This window comes from Streptomyces sp. TRM68416, from assembly GCF_014596915.1.
Lineage (GTDB): Bacteria > Actinomycetota > Actinomycetes > Streptomycetales > Streptomycetaceae > Streptomyces.
In genome coordinates, this window is sequence record NZ_JACVWU010000014.1 from 212,887 (window position 1) to 239,811 (window position 26,925).

The 26,925-nt window shown below is 72.0% G+C and carries 20 protein-coding genes and 1 pseudogene; 12 read left to right on the forward strand and 9 right to left on the reverse strand.

Annotated features, from left to right (window positions below):
• Positions 1-11: 11 nt before the first annotated feature.
• Positions 12-3,731, reverse strand: coding sequence for a helix-turn-helix domain-containing protein (locus tag ICC28_RS23150; RefSeq protein WP_188290584.1), 3,720 nt, complete (start codon positions 3,729-3,731; stop codon positions 12-14).
• A gap of 237 nt (positions 3,732-3,968) precedes the next feature.
• Here ICC28_RS23150 and ICC28_RS23155 point away from each other — a divergent pair, with 237 nt between their 5' ends.
• Positions 3,969-4,886: a ribosome-inactivating family protein gene (locus ICC28_RS23155; RefSeq protein ID WP_188290585.1), complete on the forward strand. Its 918-nt coding sequence runs from the start codon at positions 3,969-3,971 to the stop codon at positions 4,884-4,886.
• Positions 4,887-5,253: 367 nt separating this feature from the next.
• A complete protein-coding gene (locus ICC28_RS23160) occupies positions 5,254-6,081 on the forward strand; it encodes a putative protein N(5)-glutamine methyltransferase (protein WP_188290586.1) in 828 nt (275 codons plus the stop codon).
• A 314-nt stretch (positions 6,082-6,395) separates the two neighbouring features.
• On the opposite strand, the gene ICC28_RS23165 is transcribed toward ICC28_RS23160, so the two are convergent.
• Entirely contained in the window at positions 6,396-8,534 is a 2,139-nt protein-coding gene (locus ICC28_RS23165; protein ID WP_188290587.1) for a SpoIIE family protein phosphatase, read from the reverse strand.
• A 247-nt stretch (positions 8,535-8,781) separates the two neighbouring features.
• Here ICC28_RS23165 and ICC28_RS23170 point away from each other — a divergent pair, with 247 nt between their 5' ends.
• Together ICC28_RS23170 and ICC28_RS23175 are read left to right on the forward strand one after the other, a co-directional pair.
• Positions 8,782-9,657, forward strand: coding sequence for a hypothetical protein (locus ICC28_RS23170; RefSeq protein ID WP_188290588.1), 876 nt, complete (start codon positions 8,782-8,784; stop codon positions 9,655-9,657).
• Positions 9,658-9,776: 119 nt separating this feature from the next.
• A complete protein-coding gene (locus ICC28_RS23175; RefSeq protein ID WP_188290589.1) occupies positions 9,777-10,145 on the forward strand; it encodes a hypothetical protein in 369 nt (122 codons plus the stop codon).
• Between the two features lie 846 nt (positions 10,146-10,991).
• On the opposite strand, the gene ICC28_RS23180 is transcribed toward ICC28_RS23175, so the two are convergent.
• Entirely contained in the window at positions 10,992-11,135 is a 144-nt protein-coding gene (locus ICC28_RS23180) for a hypothetical protein (RefSeq protein ID WP_188290590.1), read from the reverse strand.
• Between the two features lie 214 nt (positions 11,136-11,349).
• Between ICC28_RS23180 and ICC28_RS23185 the strand changes: the two genes are divergently transcribed.
• The 3 genes from ICC28_RS23185 (at position 11,350) to ICC28_RS23195 (ending at position 15,535) form a co-directional block, all read left to right on the forward strand.
• Positions 11,350-13,365: an NADPH-dependent 2,4-dienoyl-CoA reductase gene (locus ICC28_RS23185; protein ID WP_188290591.1), complete on the forward strand. Its 2,016-nt coding sequence runs from the start codon at positions 11,350-11,352 to the stop codon at positions 13,363-13,365.
• A 462-nt stretch (positions 13,366-13,827) separates the two neighbouring features.
• Entirely contained in the window at positions 13,828-14,730 is a 903-nt protein-coding gene (locus tag ICC28_RS23190; protein WP_188290592.1) for a TIGR03619 family F420-dependent LLM class oxidoreductase, read from the forward strand.
• 247 nt (positions 14,731-14,977) lie between these two features.
• Positions 14,978-15,535 (forward strand): PadR family transcriptional regulator, encoded by a 558-nt coding sequence (locus tag ICC28_RS23195; RefSeq protein WP_188290593.1) that lies wholly within the window; start codon positions 14,978-14,980, stop codon positions 15,533-15,535.
• On the opposite strand, the gene ICC28_RS23200 is transcribed toward ICC28_RS23195, so the two are convergent.
• Together ICC28_RS23200 and ICC28_RS23205 are read right to left on the reverse strand one after the other, a co-directional pair.
• The gene (locus ICC28_RS23200; protein ID WP_188290594.1) at positions 15,523-16,068 is read right to left on the reverse strand and encodes a hypothetical protein; all 546 of its coding nucleotides are present in this window, start codon (positions 16,066-16,068) and stop codon (positions 15,523-15,525) included. The genes ICC28_RS23195 and ICC28_RS23200 overlap by 13 nt on opposite strands.
• Before the next feature lie 167 nt (positions 16,069-16,235).
• Positions 16,236-17,231, reverse strand: a complete 996-nt coding sequence (locus tag ICC28_RS23205) for a fibronectin type III domain-containing protein (protein ID WP_188290595.1) — start codon at positions 17,229-17,231, stop codon at positions 16,236-16,238.
• A gap of 402 nt (positions 17,232-17,633) precedes the next feature.
• Between ICC28_RS23205 and ICC28_RS23210 the strand changes: the two genes are divergently transcribed.
• Entirely contained in the window at positions 17,634-18,323 is a 690-nt protein-coding gene (locus tag ICC28_RS23210) for a glycoside hydrolase family 75 protein (RefSeq protein ID WP_188290596.1), read from the forward strand.
• Between the two features lie 425 nt (positions 18,324-18,748).
• Here ICC28_RS23210 and ICC28_RS23215 read toward each other — a convergent pair whose 3' ends face one another.
• From ICC28_RS23215 to dhaK, 4 genes are all read right to left on the reverse strand, one after another.
• Positions 18,749-19,372: a histidine phosphatase family protein gene (locus tag ICC28_RS23215; protein ID WP_188290628.1), complete on the reverse strand. Its 624-nt coding sequence runs from the start codon at positions 19,370-19,372 to the stop codon at positions 18,749-18,751.
• Positions 19,373-19,609: 237 nt separating this feature from the next.
• Positions 19,610-20,020: a dihydroxyacetone kinase phosphoryl donor subunit DhaM gene (dhaM, locus tag ICC28_RS23220; RefSeq protein WP_188290597.1), complete on the reverse strand. Its 411-nt coding sequence runs from the start codon at positions 20,018-20,020 to the stop codon at positions 19,610-19,612.
• A complete protein-coding gene (dhaL, locus tag ICC28_RS23225; protein WP_188290598.1) occupies positions 20,013-20,612 on the reverse strand; it encodes a dihydroxyacetone kinase subunit DhaL in 600 nt (199 codons plus the stop codon). Before dhaL ends, dhaM begins: the two co-directional genes overlap by 8 nt.
• A gap of 47 nt (positions 20,613-20,659) precedes the next feature.
• Complete coding sequence (dhaK, locus tag ICC28_RS23230; protein ID WP_188290599.1) at positions 20,660-21,652, reverse strand: dihydroxyacetone kinase subunit DhaK; 993 nt, start codon at positions 21,650-21,652, stop codon at positions 20,660-20,662.
• Positions 21,653-22,341: 689 nt separating this feature from the next.
• Between dhaK and ICC28_RS41565 the strand changes: the two genes are divergently transcribed.
• The 4 genes and pseudogenes from ICC28_RS41565 to ICC28_RS23240 all read left to right on the forward strand — a co-directional run bounded on the left by ICC28_RS41565 (position 22,342) and on the right by ICC28_RS23240 (position 26,677).
• Positions 22,342-22,866, forward strand: a complete 525-nt coding sequence (locus ICC28_RS41565) for an IS110 family transposase (RefSeq protein WP_411158620.1) — start codon at positions 22,342-22,344, stop codon at positions 22,864-22,866.
• Positions 22,841-23,134, forward strand: a complete 294-nt coding sequence (locus ICC28_RS41570) for a transposase (protein WP_411158619.1) — start codon at positions 22,841-22,843, stop codon at positions 23,132-23,134. Before ICC28_RS41565 ends, ICC28_RS41570 begins: the two co-directional genes overlap by 26 nt.
• A 679-nt stretch (positions 23,135-23,813) precedes the next feature.
• A pseudogene (locus ICC28_RS40710) lies at positions 23,814-23,978 on the forward strand (pirin family protein); the annotation flags it as partial.
• Between the two features lie 374 nt (positions 23,979-24,352).
• The gene (locus ICC28_RS23240; protein WP_188290600.1) at positions 24,353-26,677 is read left to right on the forward strand and encodes a family 43 glycosylhydrolase; all 2,325 of its coding nucleotides are present in this window, start codon (positions 24,353-24,355) and stop codon (positions 26,675-26,677) included.
• Positions 26,678-26,925 lie beyond the last annotated feature (248 nt).

A 26,925-nucleotide genomic window follows, 5' to 3' on the forward strand; every position in this document is an offset into this window, starting at 1 on the left:
TCAGGTCGCTCTCACTCGGTTCCGCACACCTGCCGGTACGGGGCGTCCGGGACGTAGGTCTCCCACTGGGACCGGCTCGGGCCGGGGCCGCCCGCGCGGGCGCACGCCCGTGCCAGGGCGTGGGCGGGGTCGAGGTCGTACCGCTGCAACGGGACGTGGGCGCTGCCCGCGTACAACGTCGTGCCGTCCGGGCCGAACGCGAGGGTGTACACGGCCTCCCCGGGCGTTGTGAGCGAACCGCCGATCGGCCGCCCGGTGGGCATGTCCCACAGTTGCAGGTCACCGGCGTCCCCGCCGACCGCCAGGGTGCGCCCGTCGGGGCTGAACGCGAGCGCCGTCACCGCCTCCGGCTCGGGTCGGGCCGCGACCGGCGGCGGGAAGGTGTTGGGCAGCACGGCCGCACGGTGGCGCGCCTCGCCGTCCCACAGGGTGACGCGGCCGGTCTGGTCCCCGGCCGCCAGCCGTGAGCCGTCGGCGGCGAAGGCCAGGGCCATGGTGGGACCGCCCTCGACGAGGTCCCGCCCGGTCGTCCGCCAGGAGGGGGGCCGGGCCACGATGCCGTCGCCGACGAGCAGCCGTCCGTCACCGCGGAACACCGGGGTGTCCCCGGCCGGTCCGCCCGGCAGCGCGGTGCGCCGCCGGGTAGCGGTGTCCCAGACCTCGTCGAAGGCGCGGTCGACGTCCTCGCCCATGCGGACGAGGTGCAGGGTGCGGCCCCCCGGGCCCAGGGCGGCCGCGAGCACGGACGCGCCCGGCAGGTCGAGCGTGCTCACGGCCCGCCGGTGCCGCACGTCCCACACGGAGAAGCGCTGGGCGGCCAGCTCGTGACCCGTCGCCGAGACGCCGTACCCGAACCGGGTGCCGTCCGTGCTGAACACGAGCAGCGGCAGGACGTCGAGCGGGGTGACGGGCTCGTCCGGGTTGACCGAGGCCGGGATCGGCACCGGGGGGAACGTGTGCAGCACGCGGTCGTCGGCCGTGGCGCGCAGGCGGACGAGGTAGTGGTCGCCGGTCCGCTCGGCGGTGGCGTAGGTCCGGCCGTCCGGGCTGAGCCGCACGTCGTCCTGGGCGACCGGGCGCCAGTCATGGGTGACGGCGGCGGCGAGGCCGAGGGTGTGGACGGTGCCGCCCTCCAGATAGCGCAGCGTACGGCCGCCCCGGGTGAAGAACGGGCCGGCGTCGACGGGCTGGTTGTTCAACGAGTACCGGAAGACGGGTGTGTCCGGCGCGGTGAGCCGCCACACCCGCAACTCGGCGAGGTCGGCCCCGGCGACGAAGGCGCCGTCCGCGCTGAAGGCGAGGTCGTGCACGCCGGGATCGGCGAGGTCGACGAGGTGGCGGCCGGTGCGTACGTCCCAGATCCGGACCTTGCCCTCGGTGACGGCGGCCATCCGGCCGGCGCCGAGCGTGAACTGCACGGCCCCCGGGCGGCACATCCGTGCCCGCTCCCAGGCGCCGCTCACCGTGCGGCCCGTCGTGGTGTCCCACAGGCGCGGCGCCTGCCCGACGGGGCAGGCCGCCGCGTACCGGCCGTCCGCGCTGAGGGCCGTGGCCGTCGTGTCCGGCGCCCGCGCCTCGAACAGCACCCGGCCGTCCGCGACCGAGCCCAGCCGCAGCCGGTTCGCGTCGGCGGTCAGATAGGACCGGCCGTCGTCGGTGAAGCGCACGTCGAACAGCGAGGGGAGCACCGCCGAGCCGGCGGTCCAGCGGCCGCGCGCGGTGTCCCACAGCCGGGTTCCGTCCGGGCCGATGACCGCGAGCACGCGCGCGTGCGGGCCGACGGCGGTCACCTGCCCCTGGGGGAACCGTCCCGAGCCGGTGCGCCGGTGGGTGGTCGCGTCCCAGCTCCGCCACGTGCCGTCGCCGACGCTGACCAGGGTGCGCCCGGCGTCCGTGAGCAGCCGCTGGGGCGTGTCACCGGGCGTCGGGTCCGTGAAGGCGGCCGACTCCGGCTGGGTGAGGGAGCCGAGCAGGGCCCGGCGGGTCTCGGGCAGTTCGGCGATCCGCCAGGAGGCCGCGCCCAGCAGCAGCGCGGCGCGGGGGTCGGTCGTCCGCAGGGCGTCGGCGACCCCGGCGACGCGGCGGGCTGCGTCCTGGGTGCGCCGGCGCACGTTGTCGTCGTGCTCCCGCCACACGGCGAACGCCGTGAGCAGGGCGATCGCCAGCGCGGCGGACAGCGCCCCGGTGAGGATCCGGTGCCTGCGGCTGATCCGGGCCGCGGCCCGGACCTCCGCCCGGCGCGCCTCCAGCGAGGCGCCGAGGAAGTCCCGCTCCGGTGCGGTCAGCGCCGGATGGGCGGCGGGGTCCGGGAAGAGTTCCTCGGCGCGGGCCAGCTGGGCGCCCCGGTACAGGGCGCCGGGACACCCGCCGTCCTCCCGCCAGGCACGGGCCGCCTCCGAGAGAGCTCGGTGGTGGCGCAGCCGCTCACGGTCCTCCTCGATCCAGCCGTGCAGCCGGGGCCAGCAGCTGATCAGCGCCTCGTGCGCCAGGTGCACCCCGTCCTGGTCGGCGGTCAGCAGCCGGGCGCGGGTCAGCCGTTCCGCCACCTCCTGCCCGGCCGGGCACTGCGACAGTTCCTCGTGGGGGAGCGGGCGCCGGGTGTCGGGCGTGCCCTGACCCGGTACGACCATCCGCAGCAGCAGGTGACGCGCCGCCCGCGCCTGGCCGGGCGACAGCTCCCCGTACACCTCCTCGGCGGTCGCCGCGATCGCGCCGCGCAACCCGCCGGCCGCCTCGTACCCGGCGACGGTGAGCATGCGGCCCTTGCGGCGGCGCCAGGTCTCCAGCAGGACGTGCCCCAGCATCGGCAGTCCGCCCGGCTCGGCCTGGACCTCCTCCACCAGGCGTGCCGTCAGCGGCCGTTCCACCAGGCAGCCGGCGGACTGCGCCGGTTTGACCACCGCCTCCCGCAGCTCCTCGGCGGTCATCGGGCACAGCAGCAGTCCGGCCTCGTTCAGCGCCCGCGCCAGGTCGGGGTGGTCGGCGCAGCGCGCGTAGAAGTCGGCGCGCACGGCGACGAGCACCCGCAGTCCGCTCTCCGGGGCGCGGGCGGCGAGCAGCAGCTCGATGAAGTGGGAGCGCTCCCATGAGTCGGAACAGAGGGTGAAGACCTCCTCGAACTGGTCCACGATGACCCAGCTCTCCGGCCCGTCCGGCGCGGGGCTCAGCAGGTGCCCGTACGTCGTGGCGGGCTTCGCCCCCGGGGTGAGGATCCGCAGCACGGCCGGGGAGGGGCGTCGGGCGAGTTCCTCCCGCAGCCGGGGCACCAGGCCGGCGCGCAGCAGCGAGGACTTGCCGCTGCCCGAGGGGCCGAACAGCACCGCGAACCGGTGCTCGCACACCAGTTCTCCCAGTTGGTCCAGCGTCCGGTCCCGGCCGAAGAACAGATGCCGGTCGTCCGGTTCGAACCGGACGAGACCGCGGTAGGGCGCCGAAGCCGGCTCGAGGGGTTCGGGCACGGCCCGGTTCACCTCGTGCTCGGCCTCCTTCCAGCGCTGCCGCCACTCCGCCGGGTCGCCCCCGCAGGCCCGGACGTACGCCTCGACGACGCCGAGCGCGGGCAGCCGCTCCCCGGCGGCCGCCTGTGACAGCGTTGTCGCGCCGCAGCCGGTCTCCTTGGCCATCGCCCGGTAGGAGGGGCTGCCCGCGGCACCGCGCAGTTGCCTCAGCTCGTGCGCGAACCGTGCGACGGGCCCGGCCGAGGGGTCCAGTGGTCTTTCGGGGCGCCCCATGGGCTCGTACCTCCACACAGCCGGTGAAAGGGACATCGAGTGATACCGGCAGCCATGACTTTAGAAGGCCTGACATGAAGGACTCGTTAATCACAGGTGAAGGCGGGTGGTCCTGAACAATCACGGAATGTTGATCCGGCCGGTGGAGGGGCCTTCGGATCAACTTTTTCCTTGCCAGTGTCGAGGTCAGCGGGGCTGGCACACGGCCCGCACCGACCACGCAATGGAGAGCACACGATGTCCCGTGCACACCTCATCCGCAGGATCAGCGCCTCGGCCGTACTCCCGGCCGCGCTCGCCGGAGCCGTCCTCGTCGCCGGGATGGGCGGCAACCTCACCGCGGGGGCACAGCACCAGTCGCTCGGCGGGAACGTCCAGCTGGCGAACGCCTCGGTGCCGACCGACGGCTTCAGCTACGACCTGACCAACCTCGGCGGCAGCGCCGCCGCGAGCAGGTACAACGCCATCATCAACGACATCCGCGGCCGGCTGCGCGGCACCCGCCTGTACAACAGCATCATCCTGACCCCGGGGAGCACCGACTACTTCGACGTGACGCTGGCGGTGGGCAACGGCAGCATCACCCTCGTCTTCGACGCGCGGAACCTGTACGTGACCGGCTGGCGCAACAACCGGAACGGCGTGTACTACCGGATGGGTGCGGGACCCCGCGAGCTCCCGGGGCAGAACGGTGCCACGCAGAACAGGGGCTGGCTCAACTACAGCGACATGGAGCGCGCCGCCCAGATCGGCCGTGGCTCCCTGGGCATCACCATGGGGACCATCCAGGGCGCGGTCAGCGACCTGGCCAACGCGCAGGGCAACGACCGGGACCGGGCGCGGGCCCTGCTCATCCTCGTCCAGGCCTTCGCCGAGGGCGCCCGCTTCGACTTCATCTCCTACCGGGTCGGCCAGGCGATGCGCAACAGCGGCGTCTTCCACGCGGGGGACTCGTCCACCGTCAGCGGCAACGGCTCGGGCCAGGACGAGTTCCACGTGTCGGCCCTGCAGCTGGAGAACAACTGGGAGAACCTGTCCACCACCGCCAGGAACTCCACGCAGAACCACACCAACCCGAACTTCGCGATCGGCGACGGGCGGTTCACCACCATGGCGGCGATCGACGCGCAGCTGGCCGTGGCGCTGCGGAAGTAGGGCGGAGCACGGGCTCGTGGCCGGACCCCACCCGGCCACGAGCCCGCCTCGTGCCCGGCCTCGCGTGCCGGGCCGCCCCCTTGCCCGGGCCGCGCCGATGAGCGGCCCGGGCAAGGGGGCCGCTCCCCGCCGCCGGCAGCTCCGGCAGGGGTGCCCCCGGCGGGATGCGGCCGGACCCTCTCGGCTCGGCGTGATCGTTGGGATAGGGTGGGCGGGTCGTCCGCGGGCTGTCCCGGGCGCGAGGAACGAGGAGGTGAGACCCATTACCGCTGTGTCAGGTCGGGTGCTCTTTCCTCGATACGGCGCGGTGCACCGTCCGTAGGTGACCGCGGGAGCGCCCTTCGGCAACGAAAGGCTCTCGGCTTCCATGCCCTCCCCCTCAGACTTGTCCTCCTCCTACGATTCCTGCGCCTCCCACCACTCCTGCGACTCCTACGCCACCGCCGTGGCCGCGCTGCGCGCCGCGGGCTGCGTCTTCGCCGAGGACGAGGCGCGTCTGATCCTCGACGCCGCCCGCACGCCGGACGAACTGGCGGCGATGGTGGACCGCCGCGCCACCGGCGCCCCCCTCGAACTCGTCGTCGGCTGGGCCGAGTTCGCCGGTCTGCACATCACCGTGGCGCCCGGCGTCTTCGTACCCCGACGCCGCACCGAGTTCCTGGTCGAACAGGCCCTCACCCACGTCCCGGACGCCTCCGTGGTGGTGGACCTGTGCTGTGGCTCGGGCGCGGTGGGCGCGGCCCTGGCCGCCGCGCTCGGCCCGGTCGAACTGCACGCCGCCGACATCGACCCGGCCGCGGTGCGCTGCGCCCGCCGCAACCTCGCCGCCTACGGCGGTCAGGTCCACGCGGGCGACCTCTTCGCCGCGCTGCCCGCCCGCCTCCACGGCCGCGTCGGCATCCTCGCCGCCAACGTCCCCTACGTCCCCACCGGCGAGGTCGGCCTCCTGCCCGCCGAAGCACGCGACCACGAACCCCTGGTCGCACTGGACGGCGGCGCGGACGGCCTCGACGTACTGCGCCGAGTGACCGCCGAGGCACCCCGGTGGCTGGCTCCGGGCGGCTGCCTACTGGTCGAGACGAGCGAACGCCAGTCGGCGGCGGCCGTCGGGGCGTTCACGCGCGCCGGGCTGCGGGCGCGCCTCGCCGTCTGCGAGGAGCGCTACGCCCACGTCGTCGTGGGGGTGATGGCTTGAGGCCGTGGCCCGCGTGAACGCTCCGACGGCCGCCGTGTCCTCGGACCTCTTTGATCATTCGGCGCGGTGTGGTGGAAAACGCGTCCCGGAGCGCGGGAATCGGCCGGGCGGCGACAGCCGTCGGACGTGCGTGGTGCCGCGGGCACATCGGGGCGGGCGCGTGGCCGTCTGTCTCGCTCCCGGTCAGGAGGCCGACCACGGCAGCGCGGCCGACGACCGGGGCAACTCCCGCACCTGGGCGAGGAGCGGCCACTTCCCGTTCCGGAAGCGCGTGTGGAGGTCCGCCAGAACGGGCTCCCGGCACGCCGCGAAGGTCAATCCGGCGTCTGTACGCGGGCGATGAGCAGCGCGACGTCGTCGCTGTTGTCGGGCTGGTGCAGGGTGCGCAGAAGCAGGTCGCAGACCTCCTCCAAGGGGCGGTCGGGGCCGTCGAGGAGGTCCAGCAGCGCGTCGAGCCGTTCGTCGAGGGGGTGCTGCCGGGTCTCGACCAGCCCGTCGGTGTAGAACACCAGCCGGTCGCCGGGCTCCAGGGCCACCGTGGTCGTGCAGAAGTCCACCCCGCCCACGCCCAGCGGCGCCCCGGTGGGCAGTTCGAGCAGCTCCGGGGGCTGCCCGTCGCGCAGTCGGACCGGCGGCAGGTGGCCGGCGTTGGCGATCCGGCACTGGCGCAGACGCGGGTCGTGGACGGCGTAGACACAGGTGGCGATGGAGTGGTCCAGGCCCTCGGTGGTCCGGTCCAGGTGCTCCAGCAGCCGGGCCGGATCGAGGTCGAGGGAGGCCAGCGCGTTGGTCGCGGTGCGCAGTCGGCCCATGGTCGCCGCCGCGTTGACCCCGCTGCCCATCACGTCGCCGACGACCAGCGCGGTCTTGCCGTCGTCCAGCGGGATCACGTCGAACCAGTCGCCGCCGACCTCGGCGGTGGCACCGGCGGGCTGGTAGCGGGAGGCGACCTCCAGACCGCCGGTCACCGGGGGATGGCTGGGCAGCAGGCTGCGCTGGAGGGTCAGGGCGGTGTCACGGGCGTTCTGGTACCAGCGGGCGTTGTCGATCTGCACGGCGGCGCGGGCCGCGAGTTCGCGGGCCAGCAGCAGGTCGTCCTCGCCGAACGGCAGCGAAGGGGCGGTGCGCTTGAGGTCGAGGGCGCCGAGCACCTCGCCGCGCGCGATGAGCGGCACGGCCAGATAGGAGTGCACCCCCGCGGCGGCCAGCTGCTCGGCGGCCTCGGGGGAGCGGGCGATCCGGGGCAGGTCCGCGGCCCGCACCTCGGACACCATGACCGGGCTGCCGGTGCGCACGCACTCGGTGACCAGCCGGTCGGGCCCGTACCGGGCGATCCGGCCGGGCGGATCGGCCGCCGCGAGCGCCTCGGTGGGACGCGCCGCCCGCACCGCCAGCGCGCGGATCACCGCCGGCTCGGCCGGGCCCAGGCTGCTGCGTCTGCCCGCCACCACCGCGTCCAGCAGGTCCACGGCGGCGACGTCGGCCAGCTCCGGCACGGCGACGTCGGCGAGCTCGCAGGCGGTGCGGTCCAGGTCCAGCGTGGTGCCGATCCGCGCGGAGGCGTCGGCGATCACGGCGAGCCTGCGCCGGGCCGCCTCGGCCTCGACGCCGGCCCGGTGCTGCTCGGTGACGTCGACGACCGAGCAGGCGACACCCAGTACGGTGCCCAGGGCGTCCTCCAGCCGGTACAGCGAGACCGACCAGACGTGGTCCTCGTCGGGGTCGGCCGGGGTCCGGCCGACGGTCGTCCGGTCCACCAGCGGCACCCCGCTGTCGAGCACCTGCCGGGCCGCGGCCTCCAGCGCGTCGGCGTCCACCTGCGGCAGCACCTCGCGGACGGTGCGGCCGAGGTGCTCCTCGGCGGGTCTGCCGTTGAGGCGCTCCATGGCCGGGTTGACGGAGACGTACCGCAGCTCGGTGTCGAGGACGGCGAGACCGATCGGGGACTGCGCGACCATGCGCGTCGACAGTGCCACGTCCCGCTCCAGCCGGCGGACGGTCGACTGGTCGGCGGCCAGACCCAGCGCGTAGACGTCCCCGCGGTCGTCCAGCAGCCGCATGTTGCGGAACTCCACCAGGCGGGTGCTGCCGTCCTTGCGCCGGACGGGGAAGGCCCCCGCCCAGTCCTCGCCGGTCTCCAGCACGTCGGCGAACAGCTTGACCACGAGGTCGGCGTGCTGCTCGTGGATCATCAGCCGGACCGCGAACTCGCCCAGCGCCTCCTGGGCGGTGTAGCCGAAGAGCTCCTCGGCCTGCGGGCTCCACAGCACGATCCGGCCCTCGGTGTCCAGCACTACGGAGGCCACGCCCAGGACGTCCAGCAGCCCGCTCGGCCGCACGGGACCCCGCACCGGTTCGTCCGGCCGTCCGGGACCCCGCACCGGTTCGTCCGGCCGCGCGGGTTCGCGCAGCGGCTCGTCGCCCCGGGTCACCGGAGATCCGGCTGCAGTCATCCCACGCACCGCCTTCGCCCTTTTTCCGCGGCACGCCGTCCCCCGTGCCGACTCCCCATGTTCTACCGCGCTCAACCGTCTCCGTTACCACTGCGTCGCTCACTTCCACCATCCCTCAACACGGAGACGGCCGTCGGGGCAGCCCGGGGCAGCTCAAGGGGCCAACACCCACCTTGGTCTGTACATGACCATCCGGGCGCGTAACACTGTCGGCCGAGCACACCCCGCCCCCGACAAGGAGACCTTCATGCCCCTGCGTGCCCGGCAACGTTGTCGCGCCGCCCTGGCCTGCCTCGTCGCCCTCGCCGGCGCCGCCGTACTCGCCGCCGCCCCGCCCGCCCACGCCGCCGACACCTGGACCGAGGTCGGCTCCGACCGCGCCGACCCGCTGACCGAGAGCCAGGGGCTGACCTCCGTCGAGGTCCCGGCCGGCAGCCCCAACCGCTACACCGGCATCGGCACCATCCCCTGGGGGGTGAGCAGCCGCGGCTGGAACCATGTCGGCGACCCCGACGCCTCCTACGACGGCCACTACATCGAGCCCTACCAGCGTGACTCCGGCACCGCGAAGATGTTCCGCGTGCAGGCGCCCGGCGGTGCCTGGTCGGAATACGTCCACACGCTCAGCCCCGGCGAGGCGCTGAACAACTCCTGGGTCGCCGTCACGCCCGGCGGCCAGTGGATGCTCGCGGGGGAGTGGGGCACCATGAACCGCCTGCTGGTCTTCCCCACCCCCGGCGTCAACCCGAGCACCTCGCCCTCGGCGAACCTCCCGCAGGCCTCCACCGTCCGCCTCGACCGCCCCGTACGGGACGTGCAGGGCTGCGACTTCTCCGGCCCGACGACGCTGCTGTGCTCCTCCGACGACCCCGCCGGCACGCTCTTCGGCATCACCAAGCCGCTGCTCCGGATCGACCTGTCCGCCGAACCGAACGGCACCTCCGACGTCACCGGTCGTGTCACCGCCCTGCGCCAGCTTCCGCTGCGCAGCGGCTGCTCGGGCGGCTTCGAGACGGAGGGCGTCGACTACGACCGCCGTACCGGCACCCTGCGGGTGATCGTCCTGTCGCCGGGCTTCTGCATCCTGACCGACAGCAAGACCTACCGCTTCACCCGCGGCTGACACCGCGCCCCTCTCGGGGCTGTACATCCCGGAATGTAGTGGTTTTCTGGGAGTGCGGCACGGTCTCGCGGGGGAACCCGCTGCCGTACCGCCGCTCGGCCCTGAGAGGAGCGATCACGATGGACAGTGAACGACCGCACCCGGAATCCGTCTCCGTGGAGATCAGCGGATGCAGCAAGGAGGACGCGCGGATCGTGTTCGACGCGCTGTGTACGTGCTTCGAGTCCGACCGGGGCGCCGACGACGTACCGCAGCAGCTGCACGAGACACGCCCGATGGTGTGGCTCGGCACGTTCGAGGTCACGGAGGCGCACACCTGTCCGCCGCCCGCCCCGCTGTCGTCCTCCGTCGAGGCCGACGCGCAGGGCGGCTACTGGGCGATCGAGCGGCTGCGGTCGACGCTCGACTCCCTCTTCACGGTCCGCGACCTCGCCTCCGCCTCCGGCGACCAGGAGAAGGAGTTGCACGTCCTGCTCGAAAGCCGCTGACCGCCGGCTCCGGGAGGGCGGCAGCCCGGCGGCGCGCGTCCGCCGGGCCGCCGCCCGCCTCCGGTACGGCCGCGCCCGTGACGGACGGCGGCGCCCCGCGGGCGAGTGGACGCCTCGTCGCGAGCCGAACGGCTGTTGATGGTCTCCAGTGCTGTGACCGCCTGGGTTCACCGGGTTGGAGCCTTGCTTCACTTGCGTCGAGAGGGCGATCGGACGCTCAGGAAGCTCGGGCGAGGAACCGTCGCGGGAGCGTTGAGGAGTCACGGCTGGTCGGATGAGACCTGTCGTCGAGAGAGAACCAGCCTGCTGCGCTCCCGGTCGATCTCAGTGCGGACTCTCGCCGGCCGAGGAACCCTCCGTACGCCGGAGACCTGCGCTCTGCCAGCCGTTCTCGTGGTGCATCTTGACCTTCGTACCGGCGACAGCGGCGGTGCTGCCGTCGGCCCGGACGACCCTTTCGCTGTGCGGGTCGACCCATTCGGCGTCGAGGCCGTCGACGGGCGCGGATGATGCACGCGGACGCCCCGTCCACCGGGGAATCGGCCAGGACGGCTCTCAAGCGAGCCGCGACACGACTGGCAACGCCGATGTCATGACCCTCGACGGACGCGCATGGGCCAGTGCCCGGCGTCCGGCCTCAAGGGGCTGCTCGCACGGCAACGCGAGTGTGGTGTGTGCGGTCCCCCCGGGCCTGCCGGCCGGGGGTCGGTGGCGTGGTGAACCGGTACCGGCACGGGGATCGTTCCGCCCCCGGGCGTACGGGGCAGAGCGCGTGTCCCGTCGGTGTGAGGCGCAACCTGGCGTCCACGCAGGGCTGTTCGGCGGGCTGGGCAGTCGGCCCTGTGATCACACGCGCCATCGCAGCCGCTGCGGGGTCAGCAAGGCCGCGGTCAACTGGGTCATCAACGGCGGACGCGGCGTCGCGTCCGACACGCTCGCCCCCATGCCCTCCAGGCTGCGGCCGCGCGCCACGAACCTGTTCGGCATCATCACTCCCGACTTGGACAACCCGATCTTTCCCCCGACGGCCCGAGTGGTCGGACAGGCTCTGACCTGCCTCGGGCGTACGCCGGTGCCGGCGGAGCGGAGGCCTGGTGGGTCGACGTGTGACCGAGGTCAAGCCACAGGCTTTGTGCAACTAGTTGCATAAACGTGTGCGGTGCCTCTACAACTACAGGGACGACACCGCGCACGGAGGGCCTCGATGAGCCGTTACCCGCACCTGCTGAACCCCCTCGACCTGGGCTTCACCACCCTGCCCAACCGCGTCCTGATGGGCTCGATGCACGTGGGCCTCGAGGAGGCCGAGCGCGGCTTCGAGCGGATGGCCGCCTTCTACGCGGAGCGGGCGCGCGGCGGCGTGGGCCTCATCGTCACCGGCGGCATCGCGCCCAACGACGAGGGACGGCCCGGCGAGGGCGGCGCCAAGCTCACCACCGAGGAGGAGGCGGCCGCGCACACGGCCGTCACCGAGGCGGTCCACCGCGAGGGCGGCCGGATCGCGCTGCAGATCCTGCACTTCGGCCGGTACGCCTACCACCAGGACCTCGTCGCCCCGAGCCCGCTCCAGGCGCCCATCAGCCCGTTCCCGCCGCGCGAGCTCACCGACGCCGACATCGAGCGGACCATCGACGACTACGCCCGCACCGCCCGCCTCGCGCGGCAGGCCGGCTACGACGGCGTCGAGATCATGGGCTCCGAGGGCTACCTCATCAACGAATTCATCGCACGGCAGACCAACCACCGCACCGACCGCTGGGGCGGCTCGTACGAGAACCGCATGCGCTTCCCGGTGGAGATCGTCCGCCGGGTGCGCGAGGCCGTCGGCGAGGACTTCATCATCATCTACCGGCTGTCCATGCTGGACCTGGTCCCGGGCGGCTCCACGCTCGACGAGGTGATCACCCTCGCCAAGGCCGTGGAGGCCGCCGGAGCGACGATCATCAACACCGGCATCGGCTGGCACGAGGCCCGCATCCCCACCATCGCCACCTCCGTGCCGCGCGCCGCCTACACCTGGGTCACCAAGCGGCTCATGGGCGAGGTGTCCGTCCCGCTGGTGACCACCAACCGCATCAACACCCCCGAAGTCGCCGAGGAACTGCTCGCCGGGGGGTACGCGGACATGGTCTCCATGGCCCGCCCGATGCTCGCCGACCCGGACTTCGTGAACAAGGCGGCCGAGGGCCGTCCCGAGGCCATCAACACCTGCATCGGCTGCAACCAGGCCTGCCTCGACCACACCTTCAGCGGGAAGATCACTTCCTGCCTGGTCAACCCGCGCGCCTGCCACGAGACCGAGCTGGTCCTCGCCCCGACCCGGACCAGGAAGAGGGTCGCGGTCGTCGGCGCGGGCCCGGCGGGCCTCGCCTGCGCGGTGAGCGCCGCCGAACGCGGCCACGACGTCACCCTCCTGGACGCCGCGGGCGAGATCGGCGGCCAGCTCAACGTCGCCCGCCGGATCCCCGGCAAGCAGGAGTTCGACGAGACCCTGCGCTACTTCCGCCACCAGCTCGACGCCCACAACGTGGACGTACGCCTGAACACCTGGGTGGCCGCCGAGGACCTGGCCGGCTACGACGAGGTCGTCGTCGCCACCGGCGTCACCCCGCGCACCCCGGACATCCCCGGCGTGGACCACCCGAGCGTCGTCGGCTACCTCGACGTCCTGCGGGACAAGGCGCCCGTCGGCGACCGGGTCGCCATCCTCGGCGCGGGCGGCATCGGCTTCGACGTCGCCGAGTACCTCACCGACGGCGGCGACAAGGCGCACGAGGACCCCGCGACGTACTTCCGCCACTGGGGCGTCGACCCGGACTACACCGCGCCCGGCGGCCTCGCCGCCCCCGACCGGCCCACCCCGCCGCGCACCGTCCACCTGCTCCAGCGCAAGCCCAGCAAGGTCGGCGCCGGCCTCGGCAAGACCACCGGCTGGATCCACCGCACCGAGCTCAAGCACCGCGGGGTCACCATGGTCCCGGGCGTGCGCTACGACCGTATCGACGACGCCGGACTGCACGTCACCGTCGGCGAGGAGAGCACGGTCCTGGAGGTCGACACCATCGTGCTGTGCACGGGCCAGGAGCCGCGCCGCGACCTCTACGAGGAGCTGGCCGCCACCGGCCGCAGCGTCCATCTGATCGGCGGCGCCGACGTGGCGGCGGAGCTGGACGCCAAGCGTGCGATTCTGCAGGGCACGGAAGTGGCGGCGGCTCTCTAGCACTTCAGTCCGGTGTCGCGATCCGTCCGGCAGGTGGTCGGCGGCGTCCCAGCGTGCGCAGCGCGGCAGGCGCCGCATCGGCCCGGGCCGGCCGTGATCGGCCCCTTCGGCCAGCCCCCGGCAGTTCCTCCGCTCGGCCCTGGGCAGCAGCCCGAGCAGGTGGGCGCGGGTAGCTGCCCGGGGCTCAACTCGGCTGAATCGTCCCGCGATTCGGGCCATGGCACGGTCGAACGTCTCCCGTCGGCGGGCAGGGTCTACGTTATGGCCTGCGGCCACTGTGCGATCTTCGGGAGTCCACACAACCCCCGATGACCACGCGGTGGCCGTACCCGTTCCCGGTCGGACCCCGACGCAAGATCGCGACATCGGACTGGAGTACTAGGCTCAGAGCCGTCCGAAGAGAATCACCTCGGAGCGGAGCCGAAGTACGCTGCCCGGCCACGACGCACGTGTAAGGACACCATGAAGATAGGTTTCGCACTCCCTCAATTCCACCGTCAGGCTCACGGCGTCGCTCAGACCGCCGCGTTCGCCTCCGCGATCGAGGAGGCCGGGGGCGCCAGCCTCTGGGTGGGGGACCGCAATCTGGCCGCGGTTCGCCCTGTCGTGGGCTACGGCGGGCGGGGGAACACCATTCCGGAGGAACTGAACCCCGCCGCTGACCCGTTCGTCCTGCTCGGTGTTGCCGCTGCCGCGACCAGTCGTGTGCTGCTGGGCTCGCACGTTCTGGTCGCTCCGCTGTACCCGCCCGTCCAGCTGGCCCGGTCGTTGACGACGATCGACCTGATCAGCGGCGGGCGGCTGCTCCCCGGCTTCGGAGTCGGCTGGTCTCCCGAGGAGTACCAGGCGGCCGGTCTGGACTTCACCGTCCGCGGCGCCCGCATGGAGGAATTGCTCGACGCCCTCCACGCCATCTGGACCACCGACCCGGCACAGTACGAGGGTGACCAGATCTCCGTACCCGAGCACCACTCGCCCCTGAAGCCGGCGCGACAGCCCCGGCCACCCTTCTACCTGGGCGCGCTGTCCGAGCGCGCCCTGCGCCGGGTCGCCCGCCGCGGCGACGGCTGGCTGCCGTTGATCGCCGTCCCGAGCTATGTCGACGTGGACGGCCTCGTCGCGCAGCGCTCGCTGCTGGACGAGCTCGCCCGGCAGAACGGCCGCGACCCCCACGCCATCGACACGGTGCTGCGGGTGAACATCGACGCGGGCACGAGCACAGAGAAGGTCGCCGAAACCGTCAAGGAAGTCCACGAACGGACCGGGATCGACCACTTCATGATCGACTCGATGTATGACGTGGACACCGTCGAGGGCTCCCTGGAGCACGCCCGGCAGATCCTCGAACTCGTCGGGAAGGGCTGAGGAGGGTCGGGGACCGGCGCGGTGACTTCCGCTCCGTTCCCGCCCCGCCGCCCTCAATCCGCACGTGCGGTTCCGCCGCATACGGCACCCGACACAGACGCCACCGGACAACCGCCCGACGCAGCCACTGCCAACGGCGGTCCGCCGACGAACCTGACGGACAGATCACGAGTCGCGACACCAGACTGAAGTACTGGGCGCTCCGGACCCCTCTGGGGCCCGGCCCGGCCGTCCCTAGGATGATCCCATGTCACTCCCGCACGCGATCCTCACCGCCCTGCTCGAAAAGCCGTCGTCGGGGCTGGAGCTGACCCGCCGGTTCGACCGGTCGATCGGGTACTTCTGGTCGGCGACGCACCAGCAGATCTATCGCGAGCTGGGAAAACTGGAGGCCGACGGGTTCATCCGCGCGCTGCCGTCCCAGCAGCCGGCCCGCGGGCAGAAGAAGAGCTACGAGGTCCTGCCCGCGGGCCACGCCGAACTGGCCCGCTGGACCGCCGCCTCCCAGGACCCCAAGCCGCACCGGGACACCCTCCTGCTGCGGATGCGGGCCGCCGCCGTCGTCGGCACCCGGGGCATCCGGGCCGACCTGGAGCGCCATCTCGACCTGCACCGACGGCAGTTGGCGGAGTACGAGGAGATCGAGAAGCGCGACTTCCCGGCGGACCGGGACAGCCCCCGGGACCGGTTGCAGCACCTGGTCCTGCGGGCCGGCATCGACCTGGAGACCTTCTGGACGCAGTGGCTCACCCGTGCCCTTGAGGAGTTCGCCGAGCTGCCGCAGGACGAGGGTCAGAGCCGGTAGGGCTTCGCGCGGCGGCGCAGGAACCAGGCCGTGGCCACGGCACCCACCGCCACCAGACCTCCGCCCGCCGCGAGCGTCAGCGTGCCGTAGTCCTTGGTGGCACCGCCCAGCCCGCCCATCACGCCGCGGGACGGGGAGGCCGTCGCGGAGATGGTGGGCGGGGAGCCGGCGGAGACGATGACGGACTGGGTGCCCGCGGGCTGGTCGCTGTTGGCGCACATGACGATGACGGTGTACGTGCCCGGGCTGACGTTCGACCAGGCGGCGGACTGCTGGCTGGTCGTTCCGGACAGGGCCACCTGACGGCCCTGGGCGAAGTTCGCCTGGCTGCTGGTGAGCAGCGAGGCGTTGCCCCAGCTGCCGGTGGAGTTGGTCTGGTTGCACGCGCTGGTCGTGACCGAGACCGTCGAGCCGCTGGTGCTGACCGAGATCCCGGACTGGGCGGCGGCAGCCCCGGCACTCAGGGCGAGCGGAAGCGCGGCGGCGGCCGCCACGGTCAGGCCGGAGCGGAGGAGTGGCGATGAGTTGCGCATGTGGACTGCCCTCCGGCGGCACGGTTGGCGGTACATCCCTTGCGCCGCCGAGGTCGGGAACGCCCGTGCTGCCTTCAGGGGAAGCCAACGTGCCCCCGGCCGGACCCGCATGCGGACCGCCCCCGGGCAGGTGACGGATTCCATCGTCCGGCCCAGGGGCGGGGCCGTCAGGGTCCCTCGTCGCCCGTGGTCACCGTGCGCTCCGCCGAGAAGCCGCCCCACGTCCCGTCGGGCAGCCGCGCCCGGATCCGCACCCGATGGCTCACCCCCGCCTCCCGTCCCGCGTAGAAGCTGTACGCCGCCTTCTCGCGCGGCGCCCGCCCGCCGAACACCACCGAGGTGGCCGTACGGCCGTCGAGGCGCACCTCATACTCCGTGATCACGCCGTCCGCGCGCGGCGGAACCCAGCTCAGGTCGATGTAGTACGCCCCGTCGGCGCGGTCACGGTGGGTCGTGGCGCGGAAGCCGGCGGGTGCGGTGCCGCGGCCGTCGTCGGTGCCGGCCGGGGTGGTCAGGCGGACGGCTCCGTGCGCGGGGGAGAGGTTGTCCGCCGCGTCGCGGGCGCGGACCGTGAAGGAGTAGCGGGTGCCCGGCCGCAGCCCCGTGACCACGGCCGCGGTCTGGTTCCCGCCCACACTGTGGATCTTCGTCCCGCCCTGGTGGATGTCGTACGACACCACCTCGCGGTCGTCCTTCGAGGCCGACCAGGACAGCTGGACGGCGCGGCCGCCGATCGCACGGCCGTGCACCGCACCCGGCGCGGTGGGGGCCGAGTCGTCCGCCGCGGCGGACGCGGGAGTGGTGGCCCTGACCTCCCGGCTGGGCGGCCCCAGGCGTCCGTCGGTGTCGCGGGCGCGCACGGTGAAGACGTACGCCGTGGCCGGCCGGAGCCGGACGACGTCCACCATGTGTGCGTCACCCGGCACCTCCCTGACCTTGGTGGTGCCGCGATACACCTCGTAGCGGTCGATGTCCCGGCCGCCGGCCACCGCGTTCCACATCACGTGCACGCTGGTCGCGCTGCCCGCCTCGGCCGTGACGCCCGTGGGAGCGCCCGGCGGCGGGCCGGCGCCGTCCGGGCCCTGCCGGCCGCAGGAGGTGACCAGGGCGAGCGCGGAGCAGAGCACGGCGAGACGCAGCAGGGGAACGGGAACGTGGCGCACGGCTCTGCCTCCCCGGGGACGGCGTGCCGCGCCACCTCGCGCGGCAATGGTCCGGACCAATATGCGCCTGTGGCGCGATCACATCAAGAGGGCGGGGGCGTTGGTGACCGTTCGCACGAGTTACGTATGCTGGCCCCCTCGCGGCTGAACTCCCTTGGGCCGCTCGGGAGTTCATGCCGGTGGCGCGGGCCGCTGTCGTCGCTGATCCCGCGCCGGGCGTGGGCGGCCGGGGGCAGGAGCCGACACGGGCTCAGGCCCCCGGCCCCTGCCGCGAGTTCGGACGGATGCCGCCATTGGACGGGATCGTGCACCGTCCGGCCCTCCAGAGGTGGCCGCCCCGTCGACGCGGCAGCAGGGTGGGCTGAGTGTCCGTCAGTGTCCCCCAGGAGAGGGTCCCTTATCGTGCGTGTCCAGTCGCTGACAGTGGCCGCCGCAGGCGCCGCGCTGCTCGCCCCGACCATGCTGCCCGCCGAGCCCATGGCCCACGAGCGGCCGGTGGTGCGCGAGGGCGACGTCCAGGCCGCCGACCTGCTGGCCCGGGTGCGTGACTGCGACCGCATCTCCCGCGGGCGCTACCGCAGCGACCACGGCACGCCCGCCACGATCCCCGTCTGCGGCACCGCGGACGCCGTCTTCTGGACGGCCGACATGGACATCGACTGCGACGGCCGGCCCGGCCGCCGCTGCAACCGCCGCACCGACCCCTTCTTCTCCGACACGACCGCCTTCCAGCAGTCCGACGGCCGCCAGCTGAATGCCGAACGCCTCCCGTACGTCGTCGTGCCCGCCCCGAGCCGCACCTGGGACTACCGCAAGCACGGCGTGCGCGGCGGGTCCGTCGTGGCCGTCGTGCACGAGGACCGGGTGCAGTACGCGGTCGTCGGCGACGTCGGCCCGCGCGACATCATCGGCGAGGCCTCCTACGCCACCGCGAAGGCCCTCGGCATCGACCCCGACCCGCGCGCCGGCGGCACGGACTCCGACGTCACCTACATCGTCTTCAAGGACACCCGGGTACGGCCGATCGAGGACCACGAGGCCGCCGTGACGGCCGGCGAGCGGCTGGCGCGGCGGTTCGTGGACGGCAAGTGAGCAGAGCGGGCGCCGTCCTCGGCCCGCCGTCCACCCGTCGTCGACGGCCGGGGCCGCGCCGTTGGTGTTGCTCGTCGCGTCCGGGGCGAGCAACACGAGGGCGGCGGCCTGCTCCCCGGGCTGCGCCGGACGGCCGACGCCGACGACGTGCGGGCCGAGCGACGTCGGCCGTGGGCACCCCGCTCGGCGCCGACCACGATGCCGGTCTGCGTGCCGCCCGGGGTGGTGGCGCTGGCGTGCACTCCTTGCTTGGCCGCACGCCACGGTCAGCCGTCCGTCAACCACCGCGGCCCTCATCAGGATCCCGCCCGCGGCATCAGGTCGACCAGCAACGCGAAGGCGTCGTCGCCTTCGCCTTCGTACCCGGTTCGGCGACCGGCGTGCGTGTCCGGTCTCGGACAGGTCCGGGCAACCGGCCTTCTCGGTCAGACGTGGAGTTCCGGCGGGAAGCCGGTCCAGCGCAGCTCCGCAGGCAGATGTCGCATGTCGTTGTAGAACAGCACGGAGGGCGGCCGGCCGGGTGCGTATCGGATGACCGACAGTGCTGCGTTGCCGTGGTTGAGGCCCATCCAGCGCCACTCGGGTGCGTCGAGGGCAGCCCGGACGAGCCAGCCGATGAGGAAGTTGTGCGTGACGACGAGTTCATGGCGGGGGCAATCGCCCTCGACCGAACCCGTGAACCGTTCGAGTGCTTCCCGGGCCAGTGCGGGACCGCGGTCGCGCTCTTCGTCCGAGACCTGTGCGAGGAAGGCGAGCATGGCGTCGGCCGAATCCGGCGGCAGCTCGTCCTTCGTCGGAAGGTACGGGACGTAGTCGCCTGCCACCTCTGACTGGTGGAGTGGGGTGCCGCCAAGTTGTGCGCGGATCAGCTGGGCCGTCTGCTGCGCCCGAGGCAGCGGACCGTGATGGACCGCCGAAAGCGGGGTGCTCCTGAGCCGTTCACCGAGCAGAACAGCTTGGCGCCGACCCCTCTCCGTCAGGGACGTCTCATCCTCCGTCGCTTCACCGTGCCGAGCGAGGTAGAGGTATCTGGTGGCGGCGCCTGTCATGTCCTGGGTCTCCGTGACCATCCGTGATCTTGTATGTCGGGATGGACGCTGAGTCTGTTGCGCGTGGTTCCGTCGCGGCTGCACCGGCTCAAGACCTGTGGGACGACCGGCCGGTATGCACCTCAACGTCCGCCTGGAGGAGGCCACAGCCCGTGTCCCCGGACCAGTGAGCGGGTCGCGGGCCAGGGCGGGGGCGTTCTCGCCGCCCCCGCCCGGTACACCGCGCGCCCGCCCCCCTCACACCTTCCGGTAGGCGTACGCCTCCGCGGCCGCTGCCTCCACCGCCGCCAGGTCGGCGCCGGTGGCTGCCGTGACGGCGGCGGCGACCGCGCCCTCGACGAACGGGGCGTCCACCAGGCGGGTGTTGGCGGGGAGTTCGTCGCCCTCCGCGAGGAGCGCCTTTACGGTGAGGACCGCGCTGCCGAGGTCGGTGAGGACGGCGACTCCGGCGCCCCGGTCCACGGAGGCGGCGGCCGCGGCGATCAGTTCGGAGCTGGTGCCGAGGCCGCCGTCCTCGGTGCCGCCCGCGGGGGCCACGGGTACGGACGTACCGGCGCCCGCCAGCCCTTTCGCCAGGTCGGCCACCGACGCGGCCACCGCGGCACTGTGCGACACCAGCACGATCCCGACGAGCTTGCCGTCACTCACCGTTGGCCTCCGCGAGAGCCGCGACCAGCAGGGCCGACGAGGTCGCGCCGGGATCCTGGTGCCCGATGCTGCGCTCGCCGAGATAGCTCGCCCGGCCCTTGCGCGCCTGCAACGGTGTCGTCGCCAGCGCCCCCTCCTCGGCCGCGGCCCGCGCCGCGGCGAAGCCGTCGCCGAGCGCGTCCACGGCCGGCACCAGCGCGTCGATCATGGTCTTGTCGCCCGGCGCCGCCCCGCCCAGCGTCATCACCGCGTCCACCCCCGTCCGGAAGGCCTGCGCGAAGTCGTCCTCACCGACCTCGGCGGCATCCCCGAGCGCCTTGCCGGTACGGCGCAGCAGCGTCCCGTACAGCGGGCCGGACGCCCCGCCCACCGTCGAGATCAACTGGCGTCCGGCCAGGGTGAGGATCGCGCCGGGCGTGTCCGGGGACTCCTTCTCCAGCGTCGCGGTCACGGCGCGGAAGCCCCGCAGCAGATTGCTGCCGTGGTCGGCGTCGCCGATGGGGGAGTCGAGGGCGGTGAGCCGTTCCGCCTCGCGGTCGACGGACGCGGCGGTCGCGGCCATCCAACGGCGGAAGAAGTCGGCGTCGAGCACGGAATCTCCTTGCGTGGTAGGTACGTTGACAGCCCGGTGCCGCCCGCTCACATGCCCCAGCGCAGCCCCGCCGTCTTCACCGGCGCGTCCCACAGCCGCAGCAGCTCCTCGTCGATCTGGCAGAGGGTGACCGAGGCGCCGGCCATGTCGAGGGAGGTGACGTAGTTGCCGACGAGCGTGCGGGCGACGGCGACACCGCGCTCGGTGAGCACCCGCTGGACCTCGGCGTTGAAGCCGTACAGCTCCAGCAGCGGGGTCGCGCCCATGCCGTTGACCAGGACCAGGACCGGATTGCTCGGGCTCATGTCCTCCAGGATCGCGTGCACGGCGAAGTCGGCGATCTCGCCCGACGTCATCATCGGCCGCCGCTCCCGGCCGGGCTCCCCGTGAATGCCGATGCCCAGCTCCAGCTCCCCGGACGGCAGCTCGAAGGTCGGGCTGCCCTTGGCGGGCGTGGTGCACGCGCTCAGCGCGACGCCGAAGCTGCGGGAGTTCTCGTTCACCTGCCGCGCGATCGCAGCCACCCGGTCCAGCGGCATGCCCTCGTCCGCCGCGGCACCCGCGATCTTCTCCACGAACAGCGTCGCGCCGGTGCCGCGCCGGCCCGCCGTGTAGAGGCTGTCGGTGACGGCCACGTCGTCGTCGACCAGCACCTTCGCCACCTGAATGCCCTCGTCCTCGGCGAGTTCGGCAGCCATGTCGAAGTTCAGCACGTCGCCGGTGTAGTTCTTCACGACGAACAGCACGCCCTCGCCGCTGTCCACGGCCGCCGCGGCACGCACCATCTGATCGGGCACGGGCGAGGTGAACACCTCACCCGGGCAGGCCGCGGACAGCATCCCGGGCCCCACGAACCCACCGTGCAGCGGCTCGTGCCCCGACCCGCCGCCGGAGACCAGCGCGACCTTCCCGGCCACGGGAGCGTCCCGCCGTACGATCACACGGTTCTCGACGTCCACGGTCAACTCGGGGTGCGCGGCGGCCATACCGCGCAGGGCGTCGGTGACAACGGTCTCGGGGACATTGATGAGCATCCTCATGGGTACCTCCTGGTGAGACTAGCAGATGAGCCCGTGACCTCTGTTTTTGCAGGTCAGTGTGGGTTTGGCCGATTGTTGATCTTGGCGGTCCGTGGCGGTCGGAAGCGGGGTCTGGCGGTACTGATGCTGACTTAATGCTGACTTTGATGACGGGGCGTCAGGTCTGTGGCGTGGTCGGATGCAAGAGGGCGGAGAGCGCTGCTTTCGGCAGTATCGGCCTTGCGGCAGCGAAGGTCACGCCGGATGGCGGCGCGATGCCATCCGGTCTGTGTCGGAGGTGCCTCCATGAGTGTGGGACCACTTCGCCTGCTGGGTTGCGTGAGCTGTTCCGGTAGGGCAGCTCGTTCACGCCGGTGACTGCCTGGGCCTGACCTGCACACCTGCTGACCTGGGCAATCGCGCTGGGCACTGCGGAGTACTTCCCTCCACTGCCCGGGATTCCCCAGGAATTCCCGGCCGAGTGTGCACTAGACCGTACGGAGAACCGGCGCCTCGCTCGCAAGTTGGCGCGGGTTGCCGCCACTCTGAGTGGTGGTAGAGCCGCAATTGCGGGAGGTGCCGGTCGTGTTCGAGCGTACGTTTGCCGGGCTGGATGTTCACGCCCGTTCGGTCGTCGGGGCCGCGATCGATGGGGTTTCCGGGGAGATCCGGTAGGTGAGGCTGGCGCGGAGACGGACGCGGTGGTGGCGGTGTATGAGGCTGGGCCGACCGGGTTCGGGCTGGCCAGGGCGTTGACGGTGGCGGGGGTGCGGTGTGTGGTGGTCGCGCCGTCGAAGGTCGAACGGCCGCCGGGCGACCGGGGCGAAACAGACCGGCGGGACGCCGAGCGGTTGGCGCGGCTGCTGCGGATCGGGGAACTCCCGGCCGTGCGGGTGCCCACCGAGGCGGAGGAGGCCGCGCGGGATCTGGTGCGGGCCCGCGAGGACGTGCACGGAGATCTGAAGCGCGCGCGGCACCGGCTCTCCAAGCTACTGCTGCGCCAGGGGCTGGTGTGTCGGGCTCGGCCTGGACGCAGGAGCACGAGAGCTGGCTGCGCTCGCTCTCCTTCGAACGTCTCGGTGTCCAGCCGGCCTTCGACGAAGCCTTGGACACCGTGCTCAGCACCTGTGCTTGCCGCGGACGGCTGGAGGGGGCCATCGAGCAGATGGTCGCCGCCTCACCGTTCGCGCCGGCGGTGGGGCGGCTGGGGTGCCTGCGCGGGGTCAGCACGCTGACTGTCTTCGGGCTGGCCGTCGAGGTCGTGACTGGCGTCGCTTCATCGGCGCCACCATCGGCTCCTATCTGGGGCTGGTGCCGTCAGAGGCCTCCAGCGGAGAGCGCCGGGTGCAGGGTCCGATAACCAAGACCGGCAACAGCCACGCCCGCCGGCTGCTGGTGGAGGCGTCCTGGCACCACCGCAAGCCGTGCCGTCTGGGCCGCGAGCTGCTGCGCCGCCAGGCCGGATGGTGCTGGAGCCTCGCCGTGATGGACGAGCCGTCCTGACATGGGCCGGCCCACACGTCGCCGGCGGGAGATCGGTGATGGACGGGGCAGCGCGAGGAGGACCCGCGGCGCAACTATGAGCAGCCCCGCCGGCCACCGGCGCGGCAACGCTCGACGCTAGACCCACGGAACGTTCCCCAGTACCACCGGTCATGCAGTAACGGACCCGCGCATATGAGTCGGACCGCGCGTCGAGCCGAGACGCCTCACCCCACGCCCTCTCCTACCGGCCCACCAGCACGAAGACCAGGCCCGGCATCTGAGTGTCGAGCCGGACGCCGCAGGTCCCTTGACACCCAGGCCCTCCATATTGGTTGTGTACTCGGCAGGGGAGCGCGGCTGGCCTCGCGGGTGGACCAACGGGACTTCGCGATGCCAGGGCGGAGCCGACGGGCGCGGGTGTGTCGAGTCGCTGCGCTTGCCGCGCGAGATGGAGTCTGCTGCCGTCGAGGGCGATGAGGTGCCTCGTGGCGAGCACACGCGAAAGCCGCTGCAGCGTTCATTGTGCGGGGCCCATCGTGGAGATGATCTCGAATCAGGCTGATGGTCCGGTGAGGTCTGGACTCCCGAAGAGCCGAGGAGTCCTCGTGACCTCGCTGCCCGAAAGTGCGTGCTGGTGGAGGTAGTGATTGTCCCGTGGCGCATCAGGATGTTGAAGTGATGGCTGCAGTTGGCTCAGTTGTTCGGGAACTGGATCGGACGGTCGTAGGAGGAGATCGTGCAGGCGCGTCAGGACTGGATGGAAGGGGCGCGGTTTGGGGAGGTGAAGGGGTGCGGCGGGGCTCCGCTGCCCCCATCGGAACTGCCGCCGGTGCCGTTGAATCCGCGAGGCAGGGTGTGCTGACCGGGCCCAGTGACCAGGCCGTCTTTCATGGCTCATCGACGCGAAACCTCCTACGAGGATGCGGGCCACCACATCGGCTTCGCCGCGCCTGGAGCGCCGCGTCTGCCGGTGTGGTGGCGGCGAAAGCATTCACAGGGTGAAGACCTCTCGCTCTGTCCGGGCGGTCGGACGTATCAAAGAGCTTGCGGGGGCTGCGAGTTGCCGAGCCCGAAGGAGAATGTTCGACCTGTCGAACATTGTTCGGAAACTATTGACGTTGATCGCGTCCCAATTCACACTCACCAACGCGACGTCAGCGGGCTGAGATCCCCAGTACCTCGGCCGAGGCCTCGCGCACCCTGCCTCTGGCATGTCTTCTTCAGGGATGTGAACCCATGGACAGTGTGAGACTTCAGGGCCGCCGAAGACTCCGGGCGGGCGCTCTGGCCGCCGTAGCCATCGCCTCGCTCTTCATGGGTGTGGTCAGCCCGGCAGCCCCCGCTCAGGCGGCGGACATCACCGACGGCCTGGCTCTCTGGTACAAACTCGACGCGACCTCGGGCACCGTGGCCGCCGACGCCTCGGGCAACGGCAGGAACGGCACCGTCAATGGCACCGCGACCTGGTCGGGTGCCGGGGAAGGGCTCACATTCGACGGGTCCAGCACCTACGTCAAGGTGCCGGACAACATCATGAGCGGCATGAACTCGATCACCGTCTCGATGGACGTGCAGATCGACGCCGCCCAGGCCACGCCGTACTTCCTCTACGGCTTCGGGAACACCGCAGGCGGCGCCGGCAACGGGTACCTGTTCACCACCGGCGACTCGTTCCGGACCGCCATCACCTCCGGGAGCTGGTCCAGCGAGCAGAACACCCGGCTCTCCACCGCGCTGCAGCGCTCGGTCTGGAAGCACGTCACCTACACCCAGACCGGCACCACGGGCGTGCTCTACGAGGACGGCAGGGAGGTGGCCCGCAACACGTCGGTCACCGTCACTCCCGGTTCCATCGGGTCCGGCACCACCACGGCCAACTACATCGGCAAGTCGCTCTTCTCCGCCGACAAGCTCTTCAAGGGCAAGATGCGCGACTTCCGGGTCTACAACCGAGCGCTGGCGTCCGGCGAGGTCCTCGAACTCAGCGGCAACACCGCAGGCGTTGCGAAGGTCACCCATCCCGCCCTGAAGATCGACGCCATGGTCGACGACGCCAACAGCAAAATCACCCTCCCGCTGACCGAGGGCACCGACCTCACCACGCTCGCCCCGCAGTTCACCCTCGCCCAGGGCGCGACCATCAGTCCGGCCTCCGGCGCCCCGCGCGACTTCAGCGAGCCCGTGACGTACGACGTGACCGGCTCCGACGGCAAGAAGCGCACCTGGACGGTCGCGGCGCTGGTCATGAGGAGTCCGGTCCTGCCGGGGCTCACCGCCGACCCGAACATCGTCCGGTTCGGCGACACCTTCTACATGTACCCGACCACCGACGGCTTCGAGGGTTGGAGCGGCACGCAGTTCAAGGCGTACTCGTCCAAGGACCTCGTCCACTGGACGGACCACGGCGTCATCCTGGACCTCGGACCCGACGTCAGCTGGGCCGACACCCGGGCCTGGGCCCCGACGATGGCCGAGAAGAACGGGAAGTACTACTTCTACTACTCCGCCGACACGAACATCGGCGTCGCGGTCTCCGACTCGCCCACCGGCCCGTTCAAGGACCCCCTGGGCAAGCCGCTGATCGCCCGCGGTGCCTTCAGCGGACAGATGATCGACCCGGCGGTGTTCACCGACGACGACGGCCAGTCGTACCTCTACTGGGGCAACGGCTGGGCGTATGCCGTCCCGCTGAACGACGACATGGTCTCCTTCGACGCCTCGAAGGTCACCGACATGACTCCCAGCGGCTACAGAGAGGGCGCCTTCGTCATCAAGCGCAAGGGCGTCTACTACTTCATGTGGTCGGAGAACGACACCCGGGACGAGAACTACCGTGTCGCCTACGCAACCGGGTCCTCGCCCACGGGTCCCTGGACCAAGCGCGGCGTCATCCTTGAGAAGGACCTCGCCCTCGGCATCAAGGGTCCCGGCCACCACTCCGTGGTGCAGGTGCCGGGCACCGACGACTGGTACATCGCCTACCACCGTTTCGCCATCCCCGGCGGTGACGGCACCCACCGGGAAACCACCATCGACAGGTTGGAGTTCGACTCCGCCGGCCTGATCAAGAAGGTCGTCCCCACCCTGAGCAGCATCGACCCGGTCTCCGTCGGCGCCACCCTGCCGACGCACACCACCCGCTCGCTCCAGTCGGTCAACTTCCCCGGCCGCTACGCCGCCGTCCACTCCGACAGCCTCGGCTACCTCGACCCGGTGACCTCCTCCAGCACGGCGGCGGTCAAGCAGAACGCCACCTTCACCATCGTCCCCGGCCTGGCCGACTCCACCTGCTACTCGTTCCGTGACTCGTCCGGCCGCTACCTGCGCCACATGGACTTCCGGGTCCGCTTCGACGCGAGCGACGGCACGGCGCTCTTCAACAACGACGCCACCTACTGCGCACGGCCGGGTTCGGCCACCGGCTCGGTCAGCCTGGAGTCGTACAACTACCCCGGCCGCTACCTCCGCCACTACTACTACGAGCTGCGCATCGACCCCTACCAGGACAACGCCACCTTCCGCGCCGACAGTTCCTTCACGGCGGCCAGCCCCTGGGCCTGATCACATTCCCTCACGAGCAGGTGGCCCGCACGGTTCTGCCGCGCGGGCCAGCCGACTGCCAGGCGGCGCCTACGGACGCGGGGTCGAGGGAGACAGCTGTGCCGCACGACCTGGACGGCTCCATCGAACCGAAGATCGTGGCATCGACGTGCAGGCGTCGCTCGTGGGCCGGGACGCCCGCATCGGCCCCACCGAGAGGAGGGAGGAAGGGGCCGATGCCGACGGAGACAACTCGAGCGCCCTCAACG

Bases quoted from the DNA above. Each gene is read 5' to 3' on its own strand.
- dhaK (WP_188290599.1), bottom strand. From the start codon at position 21,652: ATGAGGATGCTCATCAATGTCCCCGAGACCGTTGTCACCGACGCCCTG.
- ICC28_RS23165 (WP_188290587.1), bottom strand. From the start codon at position 8,534: ATGACTGCAGCCGGATCTCCGGTGACCCGGGGCGACGAGCCGCTGCGC.
- ICC28_RS23185 (WP_188290591.1), top strand. From the start codon at position 11,350: ATGAGCCGTTACCCGCACCTGCTGAACCCCCTCGACCTGGGCTTCACC.
- ICC28_RS23160 (WP_188290586.1), top strand. From the start codon at position 5,254: ATGCCCTCCCCCTCAGACTTGTCCTCCTCCTACGATTCCTGCGCCTCC.
- ICC28_RS23170 (WP_188290588.1), top strand. From the start codon at position 8,782: ATGCCCCTGCGTGCCCGGCAACGTTGTCGCGCCGCCCTGGCCTGCCTC.
- ICC28_RS23180 (WP_188290590.1), bottom strand. From the start codon at position 11,135: ATGATGCCGAACAGGTTCGTGGCGCGCGGCCGCAGCCTGGAGGGCATG.
- ICC28_RS23240 (WP_188290600.1), top strand. From the start codon at position 24,353: ATGGACAGTGTGAGACTTCAGGGCCGCCGAAGACTCCGGGCGGGCGCT.
- ICC28_RS23215 (WP_188290628.1), bottom strand. From the start codon at position 19,372: ATGACAGGCGCCGCCACCAGATACCTCTACCTCGCTCGGCACGGTGAA.
- ICC28_RS23195 (WP_188290593.1), top strand. From the start codon at position 14,978: ATGTCACTCCCGCACGCGATCCTCACCGCCCTGCTCGAAAAGCCGTCG.
- ICC28_RS23175 (WP_188290589.1), top strand. From the start codon at position 9,777: ATGGACAGTGAACGACCGCACCCGGAATCCGTCTCCGTGGAGATCAGC.
- ICC28_RS23155 (WP_188290585.1), top strand. From the start codon at position 3,969: ATGTCCCGTGCACACCTCATCCGCAGGATCAGCGCCTCGGCCGTACTC.
- ICC28_RS23200 (WP_188290594.1), bottom strand. From the start codon at position 16,068: ATGCGCAACTCATCGCCACTCCTCCGCTCCGGCCTGACCGTGGCGGCC.
- ICC28_RS23190 (WP_188290592.1), top strand. From the start codon at position 13,828: ATGAAGATAGGTTTCGCACTCCCTCAATTCCACCGTCAGGCTCACGGC.
- ICC28_RS23150 (WP_188290584.1), bottom strand. From the start codon at position 3,731: ATGGGGCGCCCCGAAAGACCACTGGACCCCTCGGCCGGGCCCGTCGCA.